We start from the raw sequence: 19649 nt of genomic DNA, 5'->3' as shown, positions 1-19649 counted from the left end.
ATTCAGTTGACTGTTGACTATTGACAGTTAACAGGTGACTGTTAACTGTTTAAATAACCCAAAATCCAAAATCCAAAATCCCCTATGTCTACCACAGCATCAAGTGCTAATCTGAAAAATTACATCCTTGTCACCATCGCCTACTGGGGTTTTACAATTACCGATGGTGCTTTAAGAATGCTGGTGTTACTGTATTTTAATAATATTGGTTACACCCCGATTCAAATCGCCTCCTTATTTCTGTTTTATGAAATCTTTGGTGTTGTCACCAACTTTTTCGGTGGTTGGATTGGCTCCCAATTTGGATTAAAATTGACCCTTTACCTGGGAATTGGTTTACAAGTCTTTTCAATGGTAATGTTGTCCGGACTAAATGATAATTGGCCACAATGGTTTGCAGTCCTCTTTGTGATGGTAGCTCAGGCTTTTTCCGGGATTGCCAAAGACTTGACGAAAATGAGTTCTAAAAGTGCAATACGTTTAGTTGTCCCCCAGGATGCTCAATCAGCCTTGTTTAAATGGGTCGCAATCCTGACTGGTTCCAAAAATGCCTTGAAGGGATTTGGCTTTTTCCTGGGTGCTGCACTCCTAACTTGGTTTGGTTTTATTAATACCCTGTGGATTATGTCCGCCGGTTTATTCCTGTTGATGTTTACAGGAGTGATGTTACCTGGGGGGATGGGTAAAATTAAAACCAAAGTTAAATTCAGTCAGTTATTTTCCAAAAGTTCAGAAATCAATATTCTCTCAGCCGCGAGATTTTTCCTCTTCGGTTCGCGGGATGTGTGGTTTGTCGTGGGATTACCCGTATTTTTACGTAGCCAATTAGGCTGGTCATTTTGGCAAGTTGGTGGATTTTTGGCAGTTTGGGTAATTGGTTACGGAATTATCCAATCCTCTGCACCTACCCTATTAAAACGATTCGGTTCCGGTAAACCACCCCAAGCCAAAACTATCCAATTTTGGACATTTACCCTCACTGCGGTTCCTGCTGTAATTGCGATCGCACTCCAATCTGGTTTGGAACCAAACAGGGTAATTATTACCGGGTTATTACTATTCGGATTGGTGTTTGCCTTTAATTCCGCAGTCCATTCCTATTTAGTACTGGCCTTTACCGATGATGATAAAGTGGCATTGAATGTCGGCTTTTACTATATGGCAAATTCCGGCGGTAGATTAGCGGGAACGGTATTATCGGGAATCGTTTACCAACAGTTTGGTTTAATTGGTTGTCTGTGGGTTTCGATGGCTTTTGTTCTCGCTGCGGGTTTAGTTTCCATCAAATTACCCGACCCTCAACCGACCAAGGAAATTGCTTGGAAATCTGAAGGAGGGGATTGAATCAGGTTGAAATTTACCCGTAAGTTCACACAGTTTTTGTGATTATCTCGTCCCTATGCTCCGCGTGGGGACGCATTCCACGAGGGCTACTGCCTCAAATCAGGAAGCAGAGCTTCCCTATATGTATCAACAGCCGGAGTATTAGAACAAGTTTTTTGTCACGGTTTGTGCAATTCAGACTTGCTAGCCAAAAAATTATCTCCAATTCAGATATTTATCACCCCATATCAATCCAGATCAAACTTGATTTATCTCGGCTTTGAATTCAACCAAAAACTTGAGAAAAAGGGTTGATTTTTGATGGGGGTTTCTGTTAGTATGAAGATGAGGCTCCAAGGGGCTATTAGACCCTAATGCATGAGAATGATAATCACCCACAGAGCTAAAAACCTCTTACCGTAGGTGTTTCAGACAAAGTGACTATAGTTTTTACCCGGTGTTTGGAGGGTATTCGGGGTATGAGGGATGAACATTTTTTTGTAGGTGTTCCAGAAAAAATCCGTAGAGAATGTTAGTAAAGTATTAATAAATACTTTATCAACCATTGATTGAAGACAGTCAATACCCGCATTTCTCACAAAACCTTGAAACCCATAGGGAATAGGGAGTAGTCAGAAAATCAATCCGTCACTCAAGGTTTACAACTTACTCGTGAGAAATCCAGGAATAGATAAACCTGTGCAGACACGGCATGTCGTGTCTTTTTTTAAGTATTCTTTTTAAATATTAAATCGACTTTTAAAACATCCTCAGAGTTCGACTTTATCCATTAGACAGCATAGCAAAGCAGCTCTAAGCAAGTCTCGATGATCTTCTTGCTAGGGACTTTAACAGAGGTGGGGTCTGAATCCGATATCAGAAAAAGTCGAAATGCCCACAGGCGAGAACGTACAAGCGCAAGCGCATCCGATTCCTCTTCAATAAAATGGATAAAGTCGAGCTTAGAAGTAGGTAAATTGGACCGAACCAAATCAAATTCAGCTGCTTCTGTCAGGCGATCGCATCACTTGACAAAACAAATTTTTGTATTCTTGACACTCCCTATTCCCTATATTTTCCAGTCATCCAAAAAAGGTTGAACCACAGGTTGCAATTCCTTCCGGCTTAATATCAGGGTGGGGTAGGAAATTTGACTGTAATCCACACCAGGTTGCAGGGGAAAAGGCTCTGATTTTAAAGATATCCAACAGCCACCAGCAGCTTGAATAATTGGCCAGACACCAGCAATATCCCACACTTTGGGGGTTGCTTCCACACCTCCTAAAACTGCACCCATTGCCACGGTGAGGAAATTGTAGCTCGCGACACCTAACATCCGAATTTTAAAGGGAAAATCTGGCTTAATCAAACCAGTGCTACGGGAACAAAGGTTAAAAAAGTGGTTACTACTGGGATTGTCTTCGCTGGTGTGGATGGGTTGACCATTGTGAAATGCACCATCCGGGGTGGGGAGTCCAGAATTACCTGACCAAAAGCCGGAAAAAGAATGGTTGAGGGGGGGTAGGTGGACATAGCCGAAGATAGGAATACCTTGGTACAGTAGACCCAGGGAAATCGACCAAATGGGAATACCACGGGTAAAGTTAGTTGTACCATCAATGGGGTCAATCACCCAGCACCAATCTGTATCAGGGAATACTTTATTTGCTTCCTCACTTAAAATTCCATGTTCTGGAAATGTGGTTGCGATCGCATCACATATTTGTTTATCAGCCCATTTATCGGCTTGGGTGACAAGGGTTCCATCGGATTTTTCGATAGCTGGTGCGTTACCAAAGTCGGAGAGGATTTGTTTGCCAATGTCATGGGTTGTCGTGCTGGCAAATTCGACTAGTTTTGTCCAGAAGTCAGTCATGGGATTGGGGATTTTAGATTTGGGATTTGGGATTAATACCAAATTTGTAGAGACGCGATATATTGCGTCTCATACGTATGAATATATCTGGATATTAATCGAATTCATTTTCCAGGATAGCCGCGATCGCGTCTTTGGCGTTGCGCTGAAATTCGGCGATGTTGACCTGGGTGAGGAAACTCAAGGCTATCACCATGATTACTGCTTGACTACCAAAAACTAAGCTGTAGGCGATTATGGGATTGGTGGTCATAATTTTACCAATATTTAGGACTCCACCGCCGGCAACGGTGGCAGATGCACGAGCGATGGTTTGGGCTAATCCCCATGCACCAATGAAGGTTCCAGCCGTTTCTGTGGCTGTTAAATCGAGCATCAAACTTAAGGCTCCTGTGGTGGTGACACCGGATGCAAATCCAAATAGGGCCAAAGCTAACTGTAATGCTTTGGGGTTGGCTGTCAATCCGGAGGTTATGAATAAAATTAAACACAGAGCAACGGCAATGCAACCGTATTTGGTCGTATTTTTTTTCCCGATACGGGGAACAATTAAAAATCCTGTTAATCCTAATCCCAGTAAAGTTCCTGTACCAAAGAAGGCATTTAAACGGGTAGTTTGGGCAATGGTCATTTTAAATACTTCGCCCCCGTAGGGTTCCATCACCGCATCTTGCATAAACAGGCTTAAACTCATTAAAAACAAAAAGCTGAAAAATATACTGGTTTGCCGACTCGCTGTTAAGACCTTCATGGCTTTACCAAAGGTGATTTGGTCTTCCCTCTGTGTTGGTTTTTGGGTATGGTTATCGGAATTGAGATTAAAACGGGAGTATTTCTTTTCAATTCCGTAGGTTCCAACTATACACAGTGCGATCGCTAAGGTTGGTACAATCAAAAATAGGTTATTAACCTGGGCTTTTATGTCTGTAAGGGGTGCATCTAAAGCAATTTGCCGCAGTAATCTACTACTCAGAATCGCCCCAGCTATAATTCCTACCATCAACATTGACCATACCACCCCAACTATCTGGGAGCGGTTATCCTCATCGGAAATATCCACCAGTAAAGCTGCAAAGGGGGTAGAACTCAAACTAATCGCTATCCCGTATAAACCAAAAATACCCCCAACCGCGACAATCCACAACCAGGTATCCCAGGAAATATTCCCTGTTTGCCAACGTAAACCGATTTGCCAAATTCCCTGAACAGCGAGAAAGGAAGCTAAGGCAAATAATACTGCACCAGCCCACACATAGATGGTGCGATGGTAGCCAAACAGGGGTTTAGAGTCAGACATTTGGCCAAACCATAACCGTACTGGAGAAACAAACTGATGAACTGCGATAACTAAAGCCGTAATCAACGCAGGTATTTTCAACTCATCAATCATGATGCGATTCAACACACCCAAAGTCAGAACCGACATCATCCCCAAAGCCATCTGGAACAAGCCTAAACGGAACATGCTAAACACATCCACCTGGGGAAGTGCAGGTACATCTGAACGGGAATCAGCAAAATTACCACTAGCCATTTTTTCTATCTTGGAAATATTTTTGTTTAATCGATTTTTTCCTACTTCTCTAGGATAAACCCCTGGGTATTTCCAAATATGGATTTTTGCACCAAAAAGGCAGGTTTTTGCTCAACTAGTACAATAATCATTTCCATCCCTCTTCCATCCTGTGTTCTGTATTCTTGAAAATATTTTACACGCAGATATCAGTATATAAATTATAACTCAAAATGTAATTTTGAGTATTTTTATTGCCGTATATGTTATTGAGCAAATTTTTTCTTGCTGTATAAATACTTAAATAAAATTAGGTCGGTGAATTCACGATTTTCAATTATTCTGCGTTCTGCCTATGATGATTTATATTCGGCGAAAAAAAATAAAAGGTAATAAAATACTTTTACTTTTAAAGTAGGTTGTCAGTGGATAACGAAATTCAATCAAACTATTACGAAGTGTGTTTAAAAGCTGCGAATGCGTCCCTAGATTCAGGTCAGCTAGAGTCAGCCTTGGATTACTGCGATCGCGCTTTGCAACTTCAGCCAGATGGCGGTCATGCTTGGTATTTGCGGGGTTTGGTCTTAAATCACCTGAAGAGATTTACGGAGTCGGTCTACTGTTTTGAAAAATCCCTGCAATCCGATCCAAATATCACAGATATCGATATAGCGCAGATATGCTATGCCTACGGTGTGGCACTGTTGCATATGGGTTGTGTGGAAAAAGCGATCACTCGGTTTGATGCGGCTTTGCAGGTACAACCCGAACTATACGAAGTATGGCGCGATCGCGGTTGGGCTTATATCAGTTTACAACGATTTGAGTCGGCATTAGAAAGCTTTCAGCGAGCTTTGGCAATCAAATCCTACTTTTCTGAAGCTTGGCAAAATCAAGCAATGGCATTGTGTTATTTGCAACGTTTTGATGATGCTTTAACGAGTTTTGCATCGGCAATTCGTCATCATCCGACTAATAGTCAGCTGTGGTTAAGTCAGGGGATGGTACTGTTTCAATTACGACGTTTTGAAGCCGCCTTATCTAGCTTTAAAAAAGCTGTTGCTCTGAATCCAGAAAATGCCGAATGTTGGTATAACCAAGGTGCAGCCTATGCTCAACTGGAACAGATGGAAGAAGTAATTTATTCTTGCGATCGCGCTTTGGCAATTAATCCCCAGTATCAAGTTGCACTAGAAAATCGGGGAATTGCTCTGACGAAAATGCGTCAACTCAATGCTGCATTAGAAACCTATGACCATCTTTTAGAAGTAGAACCAAATTACGCCAATGCCTTCTATGGAAAAGCTTGTTGCTATGCTCTCCAGGGTGACTTAGCCGCGACAATTTCCCATCTGCAACGAGCAATTGAACTTAATCCCGACAAATGTCGCATGTGGGCAAAAACCGATATGGATTTTGATGGAATTCGTCACTATCCAGAGTTTTACCAGTTAGTTTATACTAATTAGGGTCTGGGGAAAAGTATTTTTGTGAAGGTTGGCAACAGGGAGTAGGGAGAAGGGAATCGGGAGAGACGCGACATATCGCGTCTCTCCCCACTCCCTACTCTCACAAATCCAAAATCCAAAATCTAAAATCCAAAATCAAAGGATTTTTTCCACCCATAAAATGCTGAGAGCAGATTTTCCGCAGTTGTAGTGAAATCTATCTGATTATTGCCCTTCTGAATCACAATTTCATCACGAGATAAAGAAGTTTTAACCTGTTCTAAAATAGTTAACAAACTTGTATCTTTTGTATATACCTGTGGATTATTCCCCTTGATTGCAGTTGGTTGTAACCAGGGTAATAAATCCTGAACCGTTGTCACCTTTAATTCTAATTGAAATTGATATTCAGCCAAAAAATCTCGGACAAATTCATTCTGCGGCTGAAAAACCAACTGCTTCGGTGTTCCCAACTGCTGAATTTTACCTTGATTCAACAAACAAATGCGATCGCACAGTGTCACTGCTTCAAACACGTCATGGGTGACAATCACAATTGTTTTACGTAGTAAACTTTCTAACTGTAAAAATTCCTGCTGAATTTGGCTACGGGTAATTTGATCCAGCGCACCAAACGGCTCATCCATCAGAATTAGAGGAGGGTCAGCAGCCAGCGATCGCGCTAAACCAACCCGTTGTTGTTGTCCACCACTGAGTTCTTGGGGATACCTGTGAGCAAAACTTTCCGGTGGTAATCCCACCAAATGCAGCAATTCAATAATGCGATCGCGAATACGTTGCTTTGGCCAACCCAACAATCGGGGGACAACGGCAATATTTTCGGCTACGGTGTAATGGGGAAATAAACCACTATTTTGCATCACATAACCGATTCTCTGTCGTAATTTTTCCGGTTGACGCTTGCTAATATCTTCCCCCTCAATCAAAACCCGACCAGAATCAGGTTCAATCAAGCGGTTCAGCATTTTCAGGGTAGTTGTTTTCCCGCAACCACTAGTTCCTAGCAACCCCAAGGTTTCCCCTTCCTTAACTTGAAAGGAAACTTGATCAACGACCTTTAACCCGTTATATATTTTCGTGAGATTTACCGCTTCAATCATAACAAAGAGGGAGTTGGAAATAGGGGATACAGAGGGGGAGCAGTGGAAGAAAATATATCAAAATTTAAGTGAAATAGTATTGCGGAAGGACAAGGTAAACACCATCATTGCATAGATGCGTAGTGGATTGACCGTAGGGTCGTAAGCAAGCAACCCCAAACACCTGATTTCTCGTCACTAGTACATAAGCGCTAAGAAAAATGAATATTTTCGCCATCAACCCGACAAAGTTTGTGTGGTGGACTACTGGTCTATCGCATTAATTTTAAAGTTCGTAGTAGTAGTTCTACTAGCCCTTTATTTAAGCACTTTCATTAGTTCTAGTATTCAACCACATAAGTTCTGAGAGGCTTGTAGTAGTGGCTTTAGTCTCGAAAACCCTTGAATATGAAGCGCTATGAGTGCAACTACGTACCTTTCCTCACCTATCAAAATTAGCGTGGTGGAATATGATTCTAGTGTCAGCATTGCATGTAGGCTACTACCTCCTACTCCTATGGAAATTGATCGCACAAAAATTCATGATTGGCAACTCACTTTAGAACAAGCAAAAGCCATTCAACAAAGTTTACGCCAACAGGTAATTACCGAGGATAAAATCAACCACCCTGTTAAACATATTGCTGGGATAGACATGGGCTTTCTCAATAATGGTACTATTAGCCAAGCAGCCGTTGCTGTGTTGAGCTTCCCTGATTTGACAGTCCAAACCACCCAAATAGCCCAACGACCCACCTCCTTTCCCTACATCCCCGGATATTTATCATTTCGGGAAATCCCTGCGGTTTTAGATGCTCTCGAACAGTTGACCATTACCCCAGATATTATTATCTGTGATGGACAGGGAATCGCCCATCCCCGTCGCTTTGGTATTGCTTGTCACCTAGGAGTTTTAATCGATGTTCCCACCATCGGTGTCGCCAAATCCTGGTTAATTGGTTCCCATGAACCATTACCGGAAACTAAAGGCAGTTGGCAACCACTGATGGACAAAGAGGAAATAATCGGTGCTATTGTCCGTTCTCGCACCGGAGTCAAACCGATTTACGTCTCACCCGGACATCGTGTCAGTTTGGAAACAGCCATTGATTACGTATTTCGTTGCATCACCAAATACCGCTTACCCGAAACAACTCGCATCGCGGATAAATTAGCCTCTCTCCGGTCAAGAAATTAAATTTCTTCAAAATTCGAGACAAAATCAGGGAAATCGTGTTAGGAATCCGACAGGATACTATTGAAGTTCGTTTATATCATAGATAATTATAGTTAGAGCAATGAATGCACTTACCTTACAGTGGCATGATGCCGGTCAGGAACGAACCCAGACGATTTACGAGAATCAGCCCAGCAAAAACTATGGCACGGTGCGTATCGGTCGCGACCCTAGTCGCTGTGATATTGTTCTGACGAATCCCACGGTTTCCGGATTACATGTAGAAATATTTTTTAGCCATCAATATCAACAATTCATGATTCGCAATTTGCGATCGCAAAATCCTCCCCTCGTCAACGGACAGCGTTTAGTCCAAGGGGAGTTACCCATTCACCAAGGTAGTACTTTTCTCCTAGGTGATGCATCAATCCACGTGTTTGCTGTTTCCATTACCTCCAGTAATAGCATTCCCGCCACCATCCTGGCTATCCCCGAACCAGGGCAAAACCAAAACCATCAGCACTCCCACCCTGCTCTACAATCCCAGGGCACATACGGATTAGAATGTCCTAAATGTCACCGTGTATCTTCCATTGAACATTTACAAGTAGGTTGTCCCTGGTGTGGAACATCCCTAGCAGCTGCGGTGAGTGTGCTAGTGTCACCAGATACACAGCCAGAAAGTTAGACGAGTATAGTATATAGAATACAGGAGAAAATAATTGATTACTGTTGATTACTGACTGTTGGCTGTGTATTGTTTTACCAATCCCAAATACCCAATCCAAAATCTAAAATCTAAAATCCAAAATCATTATTGACTGTTTAAGTAGGTAGGTGCAATAAAACATAAAACCGCAACGTAACCGATCATTCATTCGGTGCAAATGCTTACTCCTAGTACAGACGACCCGACGGGTCGTCTCTACTCCCTGATCTCAACGAAAATTTTCACCACTCACCTACTCTTACCAATCCAAAATCCAAAACCCAAAATCTAAAATCAATGAATCCTGCTTCTAGACAAATTCAACTCAGTTGGGATGACCCGGTAACGGGGGAAAAAAATACACCCACCCTTAATCCGCCAATTGCCTTTGGTCGCGAATTTGCACGAATGCCGGGAGAAATTGACCAAACCAGGGTAGCACGGATGTTACTAAATAGTAACGAGGTTTCTCGCTATCATGCTTTAATTCTTTGGGAAGGAAACCAACTGGTGGTCATCGATCAAAATAGTGTTAACGGTGTTTTGGTCAATGGACAACGGCAACTACGCAGTGTCATTAATAATGGGGATACGCTTCAAATTGGTCCCTACGTGATTACGGTAACGTTACCTAATCTCCCCGTAAGTTCTCCGGCTGGGACACGAGCCCCAATTACAAGTAGTAATTCTACCATCCAATTTAATCCTAATACCAATTTACCTGACCCCAATTGGCAAAGACCCCAAGCTGTCACTCCTTTAGGGAGTAACTTTCCTCCTCCCCAGTTATTTAAGGGTGAACAGGTATTTACCCAAGCGGTTCATGCTACGGGTTTACCAGTGGAAGAATATGATTTTGTTGGAGTTGGTGCGGGTTTAGGTAATTTTGTCTGGGTGGATCTATTACGGATGTGTGGTGTGAAAGCGGAACGGATTTTGGCGTTAGGTTTGGAAAAGGAACCCTATGCTCGTTATCAACGGTTGTGTTTAAATTCCCAAATTCCCCCCCACGAACGTTTGCGGTCAAACTCCGATTCCTGTCCCGATAATATTTGGGGATGGCCCAGTTATGCTCTGCGGGAAGCATGGCATGATTTTAGTCAGGGAAAATTGCCATCTGCACTCAAGTATCTATGGCAAGTATTTGGGGAACCGACCTTTGCGGAAACCTATACACCCCGTGCAGGAAATGTATTTGCATCCATCGATCGAGAAGCGAAGCGGATTGGTTGGTCACAAATCTATCGCTACGGACGGGTTCGAGGTATTCGCAAAACCGATGATGGCCGCTATTGTATTGCCTACTCGCGAGGTCCGGGAAATCATGCGTTTGTTTTAGCTAAATATATTCACTTAGCCACCGGATATCCTGCGATTCAATTTTTACCAGACTTACAGGAATATCGGCAAAAATACCAGGATTTTCGCTCCGTCGTCAATGCCTACGAAGACCACGACCATGTATATACACATTTAGAACGCAATGGTGGTAAAGTGTTAATTCGTGGTCGGGGAATTGTTGCTTCGCGGATTGTCCAACGTCTGTACGAAGCTCGCAAAAAAAATACCAACATTACCATTTTGCACTTAATGCGATCGCCGAAACCGGTTGGTAATAAATTTATCCATGCCCAACGACCGGTGAAAAACCATTATGAGTTCCAACCCTTTAATTGGCCTAAAGCTTGTTGGGGAGGAGATTTACGGGTAATGCTAGAAAAAGCCAGTCCCGACGAGCGTCAACGCTTATTAAGAGATTGGGGAGGGACTACCACCGCAGATCGTCAAGATTGGCAACGGATTACGGAAACGGGTTTACGGGAAGGTTGGTATAAAATTGAGTTTGGTGAGGTGAAAAAGGTGGAACGGGATAGCAATCACCGCACCATCACCCACATTCAGGAAAAAGGTTTTGGGGAAATGAAAATTGATGCCGACTTTATCATTGATGCCACCGGATTAGATGCTAAAGTTGATGCTAGTCCCCTTTTAGATGATTTAGTCCGCCATTACCAGTTACCCCTAAATTTCCTCGGTCGTTTGAGTGTTGCCAATGATTTTGAAATTACGGAAATGCGCAACGGACGCGGACAAATGTTTGCTGCTGGTGCTATTACTTTAGGTGGTCCCTACGCAGCAGTTGATAGTTTTTTAGGTTTACAGTATGCTGCACTACAATCTGTTGATGCCTTAGCAGCTGCTCGCGCTCCTGGAGTTCGGCGTTTACAGGGTTTACGCTCTTTAGTCCACTGGTTGAAATGGGTATTAAATCAGCGACCTTGATGAGTGAAAATACGGAATTTGGGTTTTTGGAACAACGTGAGTAATCCTGTAAAGAGAGCTAGCTACGATGAGATATAAAGCCTAAAAGCCTTGTCCAGTATCTTTTGTGGGAAATAAAAGTTTTTAAAAACCTCCGAGTCTATTGAGAATAAAATTAGTAAACCTGGAATCAGCCAGTTATTAACTATGTTCTCAACTAAACCTATTAAAATTTTGACACATTTTTTCCCTGTATCCCCCTACTCCCAATACGGTTCGGTTAATGATTTTTCGTGATGGTTTCGGGAGACGGGATATAGCCTCTTTCAGAGAAACTGAACGCTAACGCGTCTCTACAATAATTATTTGGGGTTTATGAATTTTCTTACCCAAACCGTATTACCCCTACTCCCCACTCCCTATTCCCCATTAGTTTTAGGGTGTTGTGAGAAATGCGGGTTCCCCCTACTACCTACTCGCTATTTCCTGTATTCCTACAAACATAAAAAAATCAAAAACATCGAATTATAAAAATTAACTATTAAATGTATTCACACGCACATGACTTTTATTATTATTTCCCTCAATAATAATAACTGCAATCACCTCGTATACTTATGACCTTCGTAAAAGCTCGGCTGACCCCCGAGCTTTTTATTTTGTGTTAAATTACAAATTGGCAGAGCGATCGCATTCACTGATCATCACCGAGTATGGAACAAATTTCTCCCCAACCCCTGCAAATACTTGATTTTGAGACTTTTTTACAGGTTGACATGAGAGTGGGTACAATTATCGAAGTGCAGGAAAATATTAAAGCCAAAAAGCCTGCATATATTCTGAAAATAGACTTCGGTGAATTAGGGATTAAAACCAGTTCTGCACAAATTGTCGAAAATTATACTAAAGATGATTTACTCCACCGACAAATCGTCGCAGTTATGAACTTTCCCCCGAAATTAGTTGCAGGTGTGAAGTCAGAGGTTTTAGTTTTGGCTGCGGTTTGCGATTTTCAGGGTACAGTTTTACTCCAACCGAATTTATCTGTAAAGAATGGAGTAAGGATTATGTAGAGGTTTTATCACTGAAATTGAAAATTGAAATTAACAGAGCAATTTATTTTTAGCCAACAACACCCATTTGTGGTATATTAAAACTCAACTTCGGTTCTGGTGGGGAGCAGCCACTAGAGGTAACGGGGAAAGTCCGGTGTAAATCCGGCACTGTCCCGCAGCTGTAATCTTGATTTGGGAAGACTTTGAAAATTCAGTTATCCAACATCAAGTCAGTCAGAATGCCCGCCGAGAAATCACAAACTAAGCGACAATCTACGAGGTATAGATGAGCGTCCATACAATTTTTGTTTGCACGACCTGTGCTAGTAAGTGGGAAAGTGGTAAGCGCGTCGGTGAAAGTGGTGGTGAAAAGCTACTCCAGCGCTTACAGAATAATTATTTAAACTGGGATTTACACAGAGAAATAACAATTCAGCCAGTTCAATGCATGAGTGCTTGTAACCGTTCCTGTGTTGTTTCCTTCGCTTCACCTGGTAAAACCACCTATCTATTTGGCGATATTTCCCCAGAATTGACTTCAGAGGAAGTTCAGGGAGTATTTGCTTGTGCAGAAAAATACTACCTTCATCCAGAGGGTTCCCTACCCTGGTCAGAACGTCCCGAACCCATGAAAAAAGGCATTTTAGCTAGAATTCCCGCAGTTTCTGTTCCCACAGACAATGGCAAAGTGCTTCAAGAAACTTATAACTAGGACTTAGGCAAAAGTAACGTCACTGTGTCATTACGTTGTAGATTGACCGCAGGGTGTGGAGAGTGAGGTAATCCAAAAACTAAGAGCGATTGCTTCCCTACACTCCGTTTCGGTCGCTGCGGACAAATCTTTGTTGCACAAATCCTGTTATATAGATTCTCTCGTACTTTGAAATAAATGAAACTAGAATAAACAACGATTGTAGTCCCTAATATGTAGCGAATATTAGCGTCAAGGATATTACAAGTGCTTATGCAAAATTAAATATATATTATGTCATTGCGTTAGCTTCGCTATATTAAGTATTAATTAGCAGCTTTTAAGTAATAAATCTCTGATGGAGAATATTTTGTCAATTTCTTTTCGCAAGTTTTTTTATTTAACGTGCATTAATTATAGATATCTTAGTTGTCGGGTGTTGATGAAAATCATCCGATGTGACACACATTTATCCTAAAAAAACCAAACTTTTCACCCCACGCAAAACTTAGCTTCTTCCCTGGATTCCCCAAGTTTAAGTAATTGATTCACCAATTTCATTGTGGTTTAGTTTCCGTAGGGTAGTTGCGTTTATTTAGGAATTGCAAATATCAGGATTGGAGATTCCTTGTAACTCCTTGATTCCATGTCATACAACTTCACGATTGCTAATTAGTGATTGAAAAATCCTGACTTGATGGAGTTTCAGAATCCCTACTGCTAAATTCTTGAACAAATTTCAAGTAATCATTCTCATTCCATAATAAGGAGAATCATTAACTTGTCGAAAGGATTAAATTTCACAAATTTTTTACTCATTGGTTATACCGCTTGGAAAGGTTTTTCCAAGGTAGGACGGGGGGTTGTTTTTTGTCAAATCAAAAAAGTTGATTTACCCCACGTCACCGTCATTATGGTACCTGAAAAGCATCAGACTGTTGATGAGGTTGTGAGTACCCATTTTTTAGCAAAAGCAGAACTTATCGCGTATTTACATGAATGGATGGTGGAGAAAGAAATAATTACTAGTATCTTCCAAGCTGTTGATAGTTACAATCCCCGACAGGACATGATAATTTTGGCTAAAGAGGGTTCCCAGATTGAAGTAGATATTTTGCAAAAACCTGTAATTACACCGATTGAATGTTATCAGCAAGTCCGTCAGCGTTGGGATGAGTTTTCTGGTTATATTTCCCAAATCAAGATATAGGCTAAATTCAGCATCAGGAAATTGAAAATATTAAAACTCAAGGAAAAAACATCTTTAGGTGCTGTCTTAGTAATCAGAAAATCCAAGAGTCAAAAATTAATTGCAGTCAACCCAATTTGTACTCACCTTCGCTGTATTGTAGATTGGGAAGCAGAAGAAAATATTTTTCTATGTCCTTGTCACGCTTCTGAATTTACCACAGAAGGAAAAGTGCAAAATGAACCCGCGACCAAACTTCTTTCAACCTATAAAACAAAAATCGAAAAAAATACAGTCATGGTGACACGAACTTAATCAAACCTAACTAACAGGAGTTTAACATCAGATGTCCTCAGAAATAAATCTCCAAGATTGGCAACAAAACTTTATTGCTACCAATTTAATCACCATTGGTTACAATGCTTGGTTAGGTTACTTAAAAGGCGATCGCGGTGTGGTTGTTTGTAGTACGAATTCACCTCATCTCAGTATTTCTGGGGAAACATTCCCATCCCATTTTGTCCCGCGTCACAATCTTGCACCTTTCCTCAATGCTTGGTTAGCATTACCTGACACGGTATTGATGCAAAGACATTTTATGAATGGTCATATACTACAAGCTGTGGATACTTATAATCCAAAAACAGATGTGGTGCTCCTGTTAGAGTATGGAAACCAAGTTGCTTTTTGTTACTTAACAAATCTACCGATTACACCTCCACTGTCTTTTCAAATTGTTTGTCAAAGACGCGATGATTTTCATCGGAGTTCGACATCAGTCCATCGGTAAGTTATGGCTTTTTCATTAGTTCTGCTGCTGCATTTGTTTTGAATTATCTTAGTGCTATTCAATTTTAATTTTTTGATTTAATGGTGACTCGCAATAATAGTAAGGAAAATCAAGATTTATCATAAAGATTAATCATATTTTTGATTTCACAAGCCATTTCCTGACGCAAATCCCACGGTAATAAAACTTCAACTTTTGCTCCTAAAGCTCGCAACCACCGGATAACGTAATAATCGTTAACTCGATAATTAACTTGGTAGTATGCATCCCTACTGGGACGAGATTGGAGAATCTGACTAATTTTCTGTCGATGCTCTTGGTTAAGTATATGCTGTTGAATTAGTTTTACCGCTTGTTCATAAGTAATTTGGGTAAATGTGTCATGAATACTAATTCCATTGATATAGGACTGATGAAACTCTTGCTCAAATCGTAACAGCATTAAGGATTCTGGTTTATAAAAATCACATCCCCAAGCTTCTTTGAGTTTTGTATTCACAGTTTTAGGGGTTGGTAATTGATAATTATCATGAATTTCCCTTAAAATCTGGGGAACTCGCACATCTTGCCAAGATAATTCTTCTATCCGTTCCGAAAGAATGCGATCAAGACGATATTTGTACCAATTAATATCATTATGGGGAGTTGTTCCATAGCCACAGAGATATTTCGCACGCTCCATAAAATAAATACAAACTGGATAAACAACACATTCCTTTACCTGATTTTTATGGGCACTATAATATGTAAAAAGTATGGGTGGGATATTGTCATAATTCCAAATTTCCTGCAATTGATTTTGAATTTCATCTACCGCATCCTGTGTTGGACTAGAATCAGGAACGACATAATCAACATACATAAATACTCGATGATTTTCCTCATCTATTTCCCTATCGGCAAGTTCTTCTGCTAATACAGGTATATTTGGATCCAGAAAACTAAATAATCTTAAAGTCCCTGCTAAATAAGCTTGTTTCCTCATGCTTAAATTCGTTTGTAAACCAGTATTTTCGGTCATTTTCCAACGAGGTAATTTCTCCACTCGCTGATAATATTTTCTCCTCCCTATAGTTTGTTCACTTCTTTCCAAATACTGACGACTAACTAATAATTCAAAATCACTTTGCAGCGATTTCCGCACCTGAGCAAATAACCTTTCTTGGAGAATTTTCTCTATTTCCGATGCAGCGATAGGTATTTGTGATTGTAAAGAAATCTGCCATTTGTCAATCGCTACTTCTAAATCCCCTAACCATTGTTTAATTGTTTTACTGCAAGCACAGTTCAAATCTTGATGGTTGCGGATATCAGCTTGCTTTTCATCCCTGTGGCTTTTGGTAAAAAAAGCTGCACGCCAATCTGCGTAGGTAAAAGGGTCTGTAAGTTGAGTGTAGCCATATTCGCCATACAACCACCGTAATAATGTCCATAGGCGAATTGCACGGGTCAAGTTTTGACTTTGATCCAGGGAACCATTAGCCAGTCTTTGTAAAAGTTTATAATCTGGTTCATCTTTAAATATCGTATTCACAGCAGTTATAACTATCTGGGGTAATCATCTCTAGATTAGCAGTTATTCGGAAGGGGGTATTTCCAATAGTGTATATAATGGGTACGGCATTTGGAAATTGATACATCTACCCCATGAGTACATCCGAGTTTGATAAGTATAAAGTAGACTACTTGTTTTTGCTGATTGGTGAGAATCCTTTACCTAACTACGTTGCAGCGAATTTGTTATTGAACAAAGGTGGGATTGCATATTTGATATATTCAACAGGAACAGAGAAATCAGCAGAAAGACTACAGATGATTCTTAAAAGCGAGTTAAACGGGTTTAAGGACGTAGTGTTGCGATCGCTCGATGATTATGAGTCGGATCCATTTCACATTCAGAAGAAGATTCGCGAAGAGTTGGAAAAAATCAGGGATGGAAAAATCGGCTTGAATTATACTGGTGGGACGAAAGCAATGTCTGTCCATTCATATCGAGCAGTTTTTAAAAAGCATCCAGATGCGTTTTTCAGCTACCTCGATCCCCGTCGATTAGAAATGCGTATAGATCGGGAGGATAGGGAGTGCGATCGCTTAAAGATTAAACCGGAAACTTTGCAAGTTGAGTTAGTTAAGCTGTTCCAATTACATGGGTTAGAGTTGAAGGGAACACCTAAAAAGGAATCACAATTAGTAGGATTGACGAATATTTTTGTAGACATATTTACAGATAAATCAAAAGCTAATCAGTGGTTTGATTGGTATTATCATAAATTTCGCGAACAAGCGTACAAAGACAGTCGAGGAGATTGGAGAAGTCCAACTGATTTAGAAAAAATGGTTATACCTTTGGATAATTTACCACAAGAAATTATTGCCGGATTTCAACAGGAAGGATTTATCACGGATGATAATCAGCTTTCCTTGTCAAAAGTGAAAGCAACAAATCAATTTGCACAATTAGAATATTTTTGTAAATGGCTAGATGGTTTATGGTTAGAACACTATGTGTTAGAACAAGTTAAGAATATTGCTAATGCAAATTCAATTACAGACTACGGCTTGAATTTTGAAATTCCTCTTGTTGGCACTAAAAATGGATTTGAATTTGATGTAGCTTTCACACGTGGATATCAACTTTTTGCCATTTCCTGTACAACAACAGACAGGAGATACTTGTGCAAACAAAAACTGTTTGAAGCATACCTGAGAGCAAGACAAATGGGAGGAGATGAAGCAAGGGTTGCTTTAGTTTGCTGTTCTAATGAACCCGATACTATCAAAGCTGAGATTACTGACTCTATCAATGATAAAAAAATCAAGGTTGTTGGAAGGGAGCATTTAACAAATTTATCCCAGGAACTTGTTTATTGGATTCAAGAAAATGACCGGGAGACATCAAAATGAGTCAATATACATTAACCTTTATTGATACTACAGGGATTCAAAGCTATGTATTTAGTAGCAACCGTTTGCGGGAAAATATCGGAGCTTCCTACTTAGTTTCTGCTGCAACAGGGGAATGGGTAGAAGAGACTTTAGAAAAAGTAGGAATACCTCGAAACAAGCAATATGAACCGATTGATAGTAGTGATTGTCACGGAGAAATAATTTACGCTGGGGGTGGGAATGCGTTAATTATATTTAGGACAGAAACACTAGCCAAGCAGTTTACTCAAATTCTCAGCAAAAGGGTATTAATAGACGCACCGGGATTAAATTTATTGGTTGCTCATAAAACCTTTGATTGGAAGGAAGATAAGTTATATCAAGTAGTTAAAAATTTAGTCACAGAAAAAATCGAACGACAAAAATACGAACGGGTAATCTCTACTCCATTATTGGGATTAGGAGTGACAGCAACTTGTAATTCGACCCTTTTACCTGCGGTGGATAGGAGTGACAATCACATTCAGTATGAAGATGGGGAAGGGGAGAAGATTTATTTAGTTTCTAGGGAGACAAAGCAAAAATTAATTGCTGCTCGCAAAGCCAATCAAAAACTACAAAAGTTATTTGAAGGGGTAGTAAATACAGATATTTATAAATTTCCCTTCCGTACTGATAATTTGGGAAGAACATCAGGTGAATCCAGTTATGCTGCGGTTATACATGCTGATGGAAACGGGATGGGGAAGCGTTTTCAAAAGCATGGGGAGGGGAAAGAAAACCGAGATTACATAAATTCCATGCGAAGTCTATCTGCTAGCGTTCAACAAGCAGGAGAAAAGGCTTTAATTGCTATCACAGAAAAAATTGTCAACTCAATTTCGCAAGGTAAAATTGTCGGTAAATTAGGAGAATTTACATTAAAGTCTCAGTATTATCTTCCCTTTCGACCTTTAGTTTATGGAGGTGATGATACAACTTTTGTCTGTGAAGGAAGGATAGGTTTAGAATTAGCAGCTTTGTATTTACAAGAGTTAGAAAAGCAAGAAATAGCAGATGGTAAAAAGCTCACAGCTTGTGCAGGTATTTGTATTGTGAAAACCCATTATCCCTTTGCAAGGGCTTATGAAATTAGCGAAGAATTATGTCGAGAAGCTAAGAAATTTGTTAAAGAAAAGGTTAAAGAAAAGAAAGAATTTGAACCGGATGGATTTTCTGCTTTAGATTGGCATTTAGCAGCTAGTGGTTTATCTGGTTCTATTTCGGAAATACGCAAACGGGAATATCAAGTAAAATCAGGTGAATTAAATATGCGACCTGTACGGCTAAATAAACATGATGATGAATGGCGTACTTGGGAAGGTTTTACTGATATTATCCAGGAATTTAAAGCAGGGGAAAATTGGTGCGATCGCAATAATAAAATTATGGATTTACGAGATGTATTGCGTCGGGGTAAACTCGCAACTCAAGATTTTCTCCGTAATATTGGTGTGGAGAGATTACCGGATTTTCCTAAGTGTGGTAAAGAGATAGATAAGTTAGCTAAAGAAGGGTGGTTAGGTAAACGATGTGGATATTTTGATGCGATTGAAGCGATGGAATTTTATCTAGGATTGGATGATTAGAT

Annotated in this window: 16 protein-coding genes and 1 riboswitch; of the genes, 12 read left to right on the top strand and 4 right to left on the bottom strand. The window is 40.4% G+C overall.

All coding sequences use genetic code 11. The annotated features are described in order from the left end of the window. Window positions 1-84 precede the first annotated feature (84 nt). A complete protein-coding gene (gene arsJ / locus CDC37_RS15045) occupies window positions 85-1344 on the top strand; it encodes an organoarsenical effux MFS transporter ArsJ (protein ID WP_096622789.1) in 1260 nt (419 codons plus the stop codon). 1048 nt (window positions 1345-2392) lie between these two features. Here arsJ and CDC37_RS15040 read toward each other — a convergent pair. Together CDC37_RS15040 and CDC37_RS15035 are read right to left on the bottom strand one after the other, a co-directional pair. Then, complete coding sequence (locus CDC37_RS15040; protein WP_096622787.1) at window positions 2393-3199, bottom strand: inositol monophosphatase family protein; 807 nt, start codon at window positions 3197-3199, stop codon at window positions 2393-2395. A gap of 94 nt (window positions 3200-3293) precedes the next feature. After that, complete coding sequence (locus CDC37_RS15035) at window positions 3294-4733, bottom strand: BCD family MFS transporter (protein ID WP_096622785.1); 1440 nt, start codon at window positions 4731-4733, stop codon at window positions 3294-3296. Window positions 4734-5137: 404 nt separating this feature from the next. On the opposite strand from CDC37_RS15035, the gene CDC37_RS15030 reads away from it, so the two are divergent. Then, the gene (locus tag CDC37_RS15030) at window positions 5138-6181 is read left to right on the top strand and encodes a tetratricopeptide repeat protein (RefSeq protein WP_172892789.1); all 1044 of its coding nucleotides are present in this window, start codon (window positions 5138-5140) and stop codon (window positions 6179-6181) included. A 122-nt stretch (window positions 6182-6303) separates the two neighbouring features. Here CDC37_RS15030 and CDC37_RS15025 read toward each other — a convergent pair whose 3' ends face one another. After that, on the bottom strand, window positions 6304-7281 hold the full coding sequence (locus CDC37_RS15025) for an ABC transporter ATP-binding protein (RefSeq protein WP_096622781.1): 978 nt from the start codon (window positions 7279-7281) through the stop codon (window positions 6304-6306). A gap of 496 nt (window positions 7282-7777) precedes the next feature. Between CDC37_RS15025 and nfi the strand changes: the two genes are divergently transcribed. The 8 genes from nfi (at window position 7778) to CDC37_RS14985 (ending at window position 15133) form a co-directional block, all read left to right on the top strand. Beyond that, a complete protein-coding gene (gene nfi / locus CDC37_RS15020) occupies window positions 7778-8458 on the top strand; it encodes a deoxyribonuclease V (RefSeq protein ID WP_096622779.1) in 681 nt (226 codons plus the stop codon). Window positions 8459-8558: 100 nt separating this feature from the next. After that, window positions 8559-9125 carry an FHA domain-containing protein gene (locus tag CDC37_RS15015; protein ID WP_096622777.1) on the top strand — a complete coding sequence of 189 codons (567 nt, stop codon included), beginning with the start codon at window positions 8559-8561 and terminating at the stop codon, window positions 9123-9125. Window positions 9126-9443: 318 nt separating this feature from the next. Continuing rightward, window positions 9444-11429: an FHA domain-containing protein gene (locus CDC37_RS15010; RefSeq protein ID WP_096622775.1), complete on the top strand. Its 1986-nt coding sequence runs from the start codon at window positions 9444-9446 to the stop codon at window positions 11427-11429. A 692-nt stretch (window positions 11430-12121) separates the two neighbouring features. After that, the gene (locus CDC37_RS15005; RefSeq protein WP_231943071.1) at window positions 12122-12481 is read left to right on the top strand and encodes a tRNA-binding protein; all 360 of its coding nucleotides are present in this window, start codon (window positions 12122-12124) and stop codon (window positions 12479-12481) included. Window positions 12482-12556: 75 nt separating this feature from the next. Then, a riboswitch (cobalamin riboswitch) is annotated at window positions 12557-12728 on the top strand. 21 nt (window positions 12729-12749) lie between these two features. Then, window positions 12750-13175: a DUF1636 domain-containing protein gene (locus CDC37_RS15000; RefSeq protein WP_096622773.1), complete on the top strand. Its 426-nt coding sequence runs from the start codon at window positions 12750-12752 to the stop codon at window positions 13173-13175. A gap of 760 nt (window positions 13176-13935) precedes the next feature. Further along, the gene (locus CDC37_RS14995; protein ID WP_096622771.1) at window positions 13936-14364 is read left to right on the top strand and encodes a hypothetical protein; all 429 of its coding nucleotides are present in this window, start codon (window positions 13936-13938) and stop codon (window positions 14362-14364) included. A 21-nt stretch (window positions 14365-14385) separates the two neighbouring features. Beyond that, a complete protein-coding gene (locus tag CDC37_RS14990) occupies window positions 14386-14658 on the top strand; it encodes a QcrA and Rieske domain-containing protein (protein WP_231943070.1) in 273 nt (90 codons plus the stop codon). Window positions 14659-14689: 31 nt separating this feature from the next. Further along, on the top strand, window positions 14690-15133 hold the full coding sequence (locus CDC37_RS14985) for a hypothetical protein (RefSeq protein WP_096622767.1): 444 nt from the start codon (window positions 14690-14692) through the stop codon (window positions 15131-15133). Between the two features lie 109 nt (window positions 15134-15242). On the opposite strand, the gene CDC37_RS14980 is transcribed toward CDC37_RS14985, so the two are convergent. Then, entirely contained in the window at window positions 15243-16667 is a 1425-nt protein-coding gene (locus tag CDC37_RS14980; protein WP_096622765.1) for a TIGR03985 family CRISPR-associated protein, read from the bottom strand. 113 nt (window positions 16668-16780) lie between these two features. Between CDC37_RS14980 and CDC37_RS14975 the strand changes: the two genes are divergently transcribed. Together CDC37_RS14975 and CDC37_RS14970 are read left to right on the top strand one after the other, a co-directional pair. Further along, window positions 16781-18037 (top strand): Card1-like endonuclease domain-containing protein, encoded by a 1257-nt coding sequence (locus CDC37_RS14975; protein WP_096622763.1) that lies wholly within the window; start codon window positions 16781-16783, stop codon window positions 18035-18037. After that, entirely contained in the window at window positions 18034-19647 is a 1614-nt protein-coding gene (locus CDC37_RS14970) for a Cas10/Cmr2 second palm domain-containing protein (RefSeq protein WP_096622761.1), read from the top strand. The genes CDC37_RS14975 and CDC37_RS14970 overlap by 4 nt, the downstream gene beginning before the upstream one ends. The last annotated feature ends 2 nt before the right edge of the window (window positions 19648-19649 follow it).

Source organism: Calothrix sp. NIES-3974 (genome assembly GCF_002368395.1).
Taxonomy (GTDB): Bacteria; Cyanobacteriota; Cyanobacteriia; order Cyanobacteriales; family Nostocaceae; genus NIES-3974.
The sequence above is the reverse complement of the archived record's forward strand: the minus strand, read 5'-3'. Positions and strand labels throughout refer to the sequence as shown.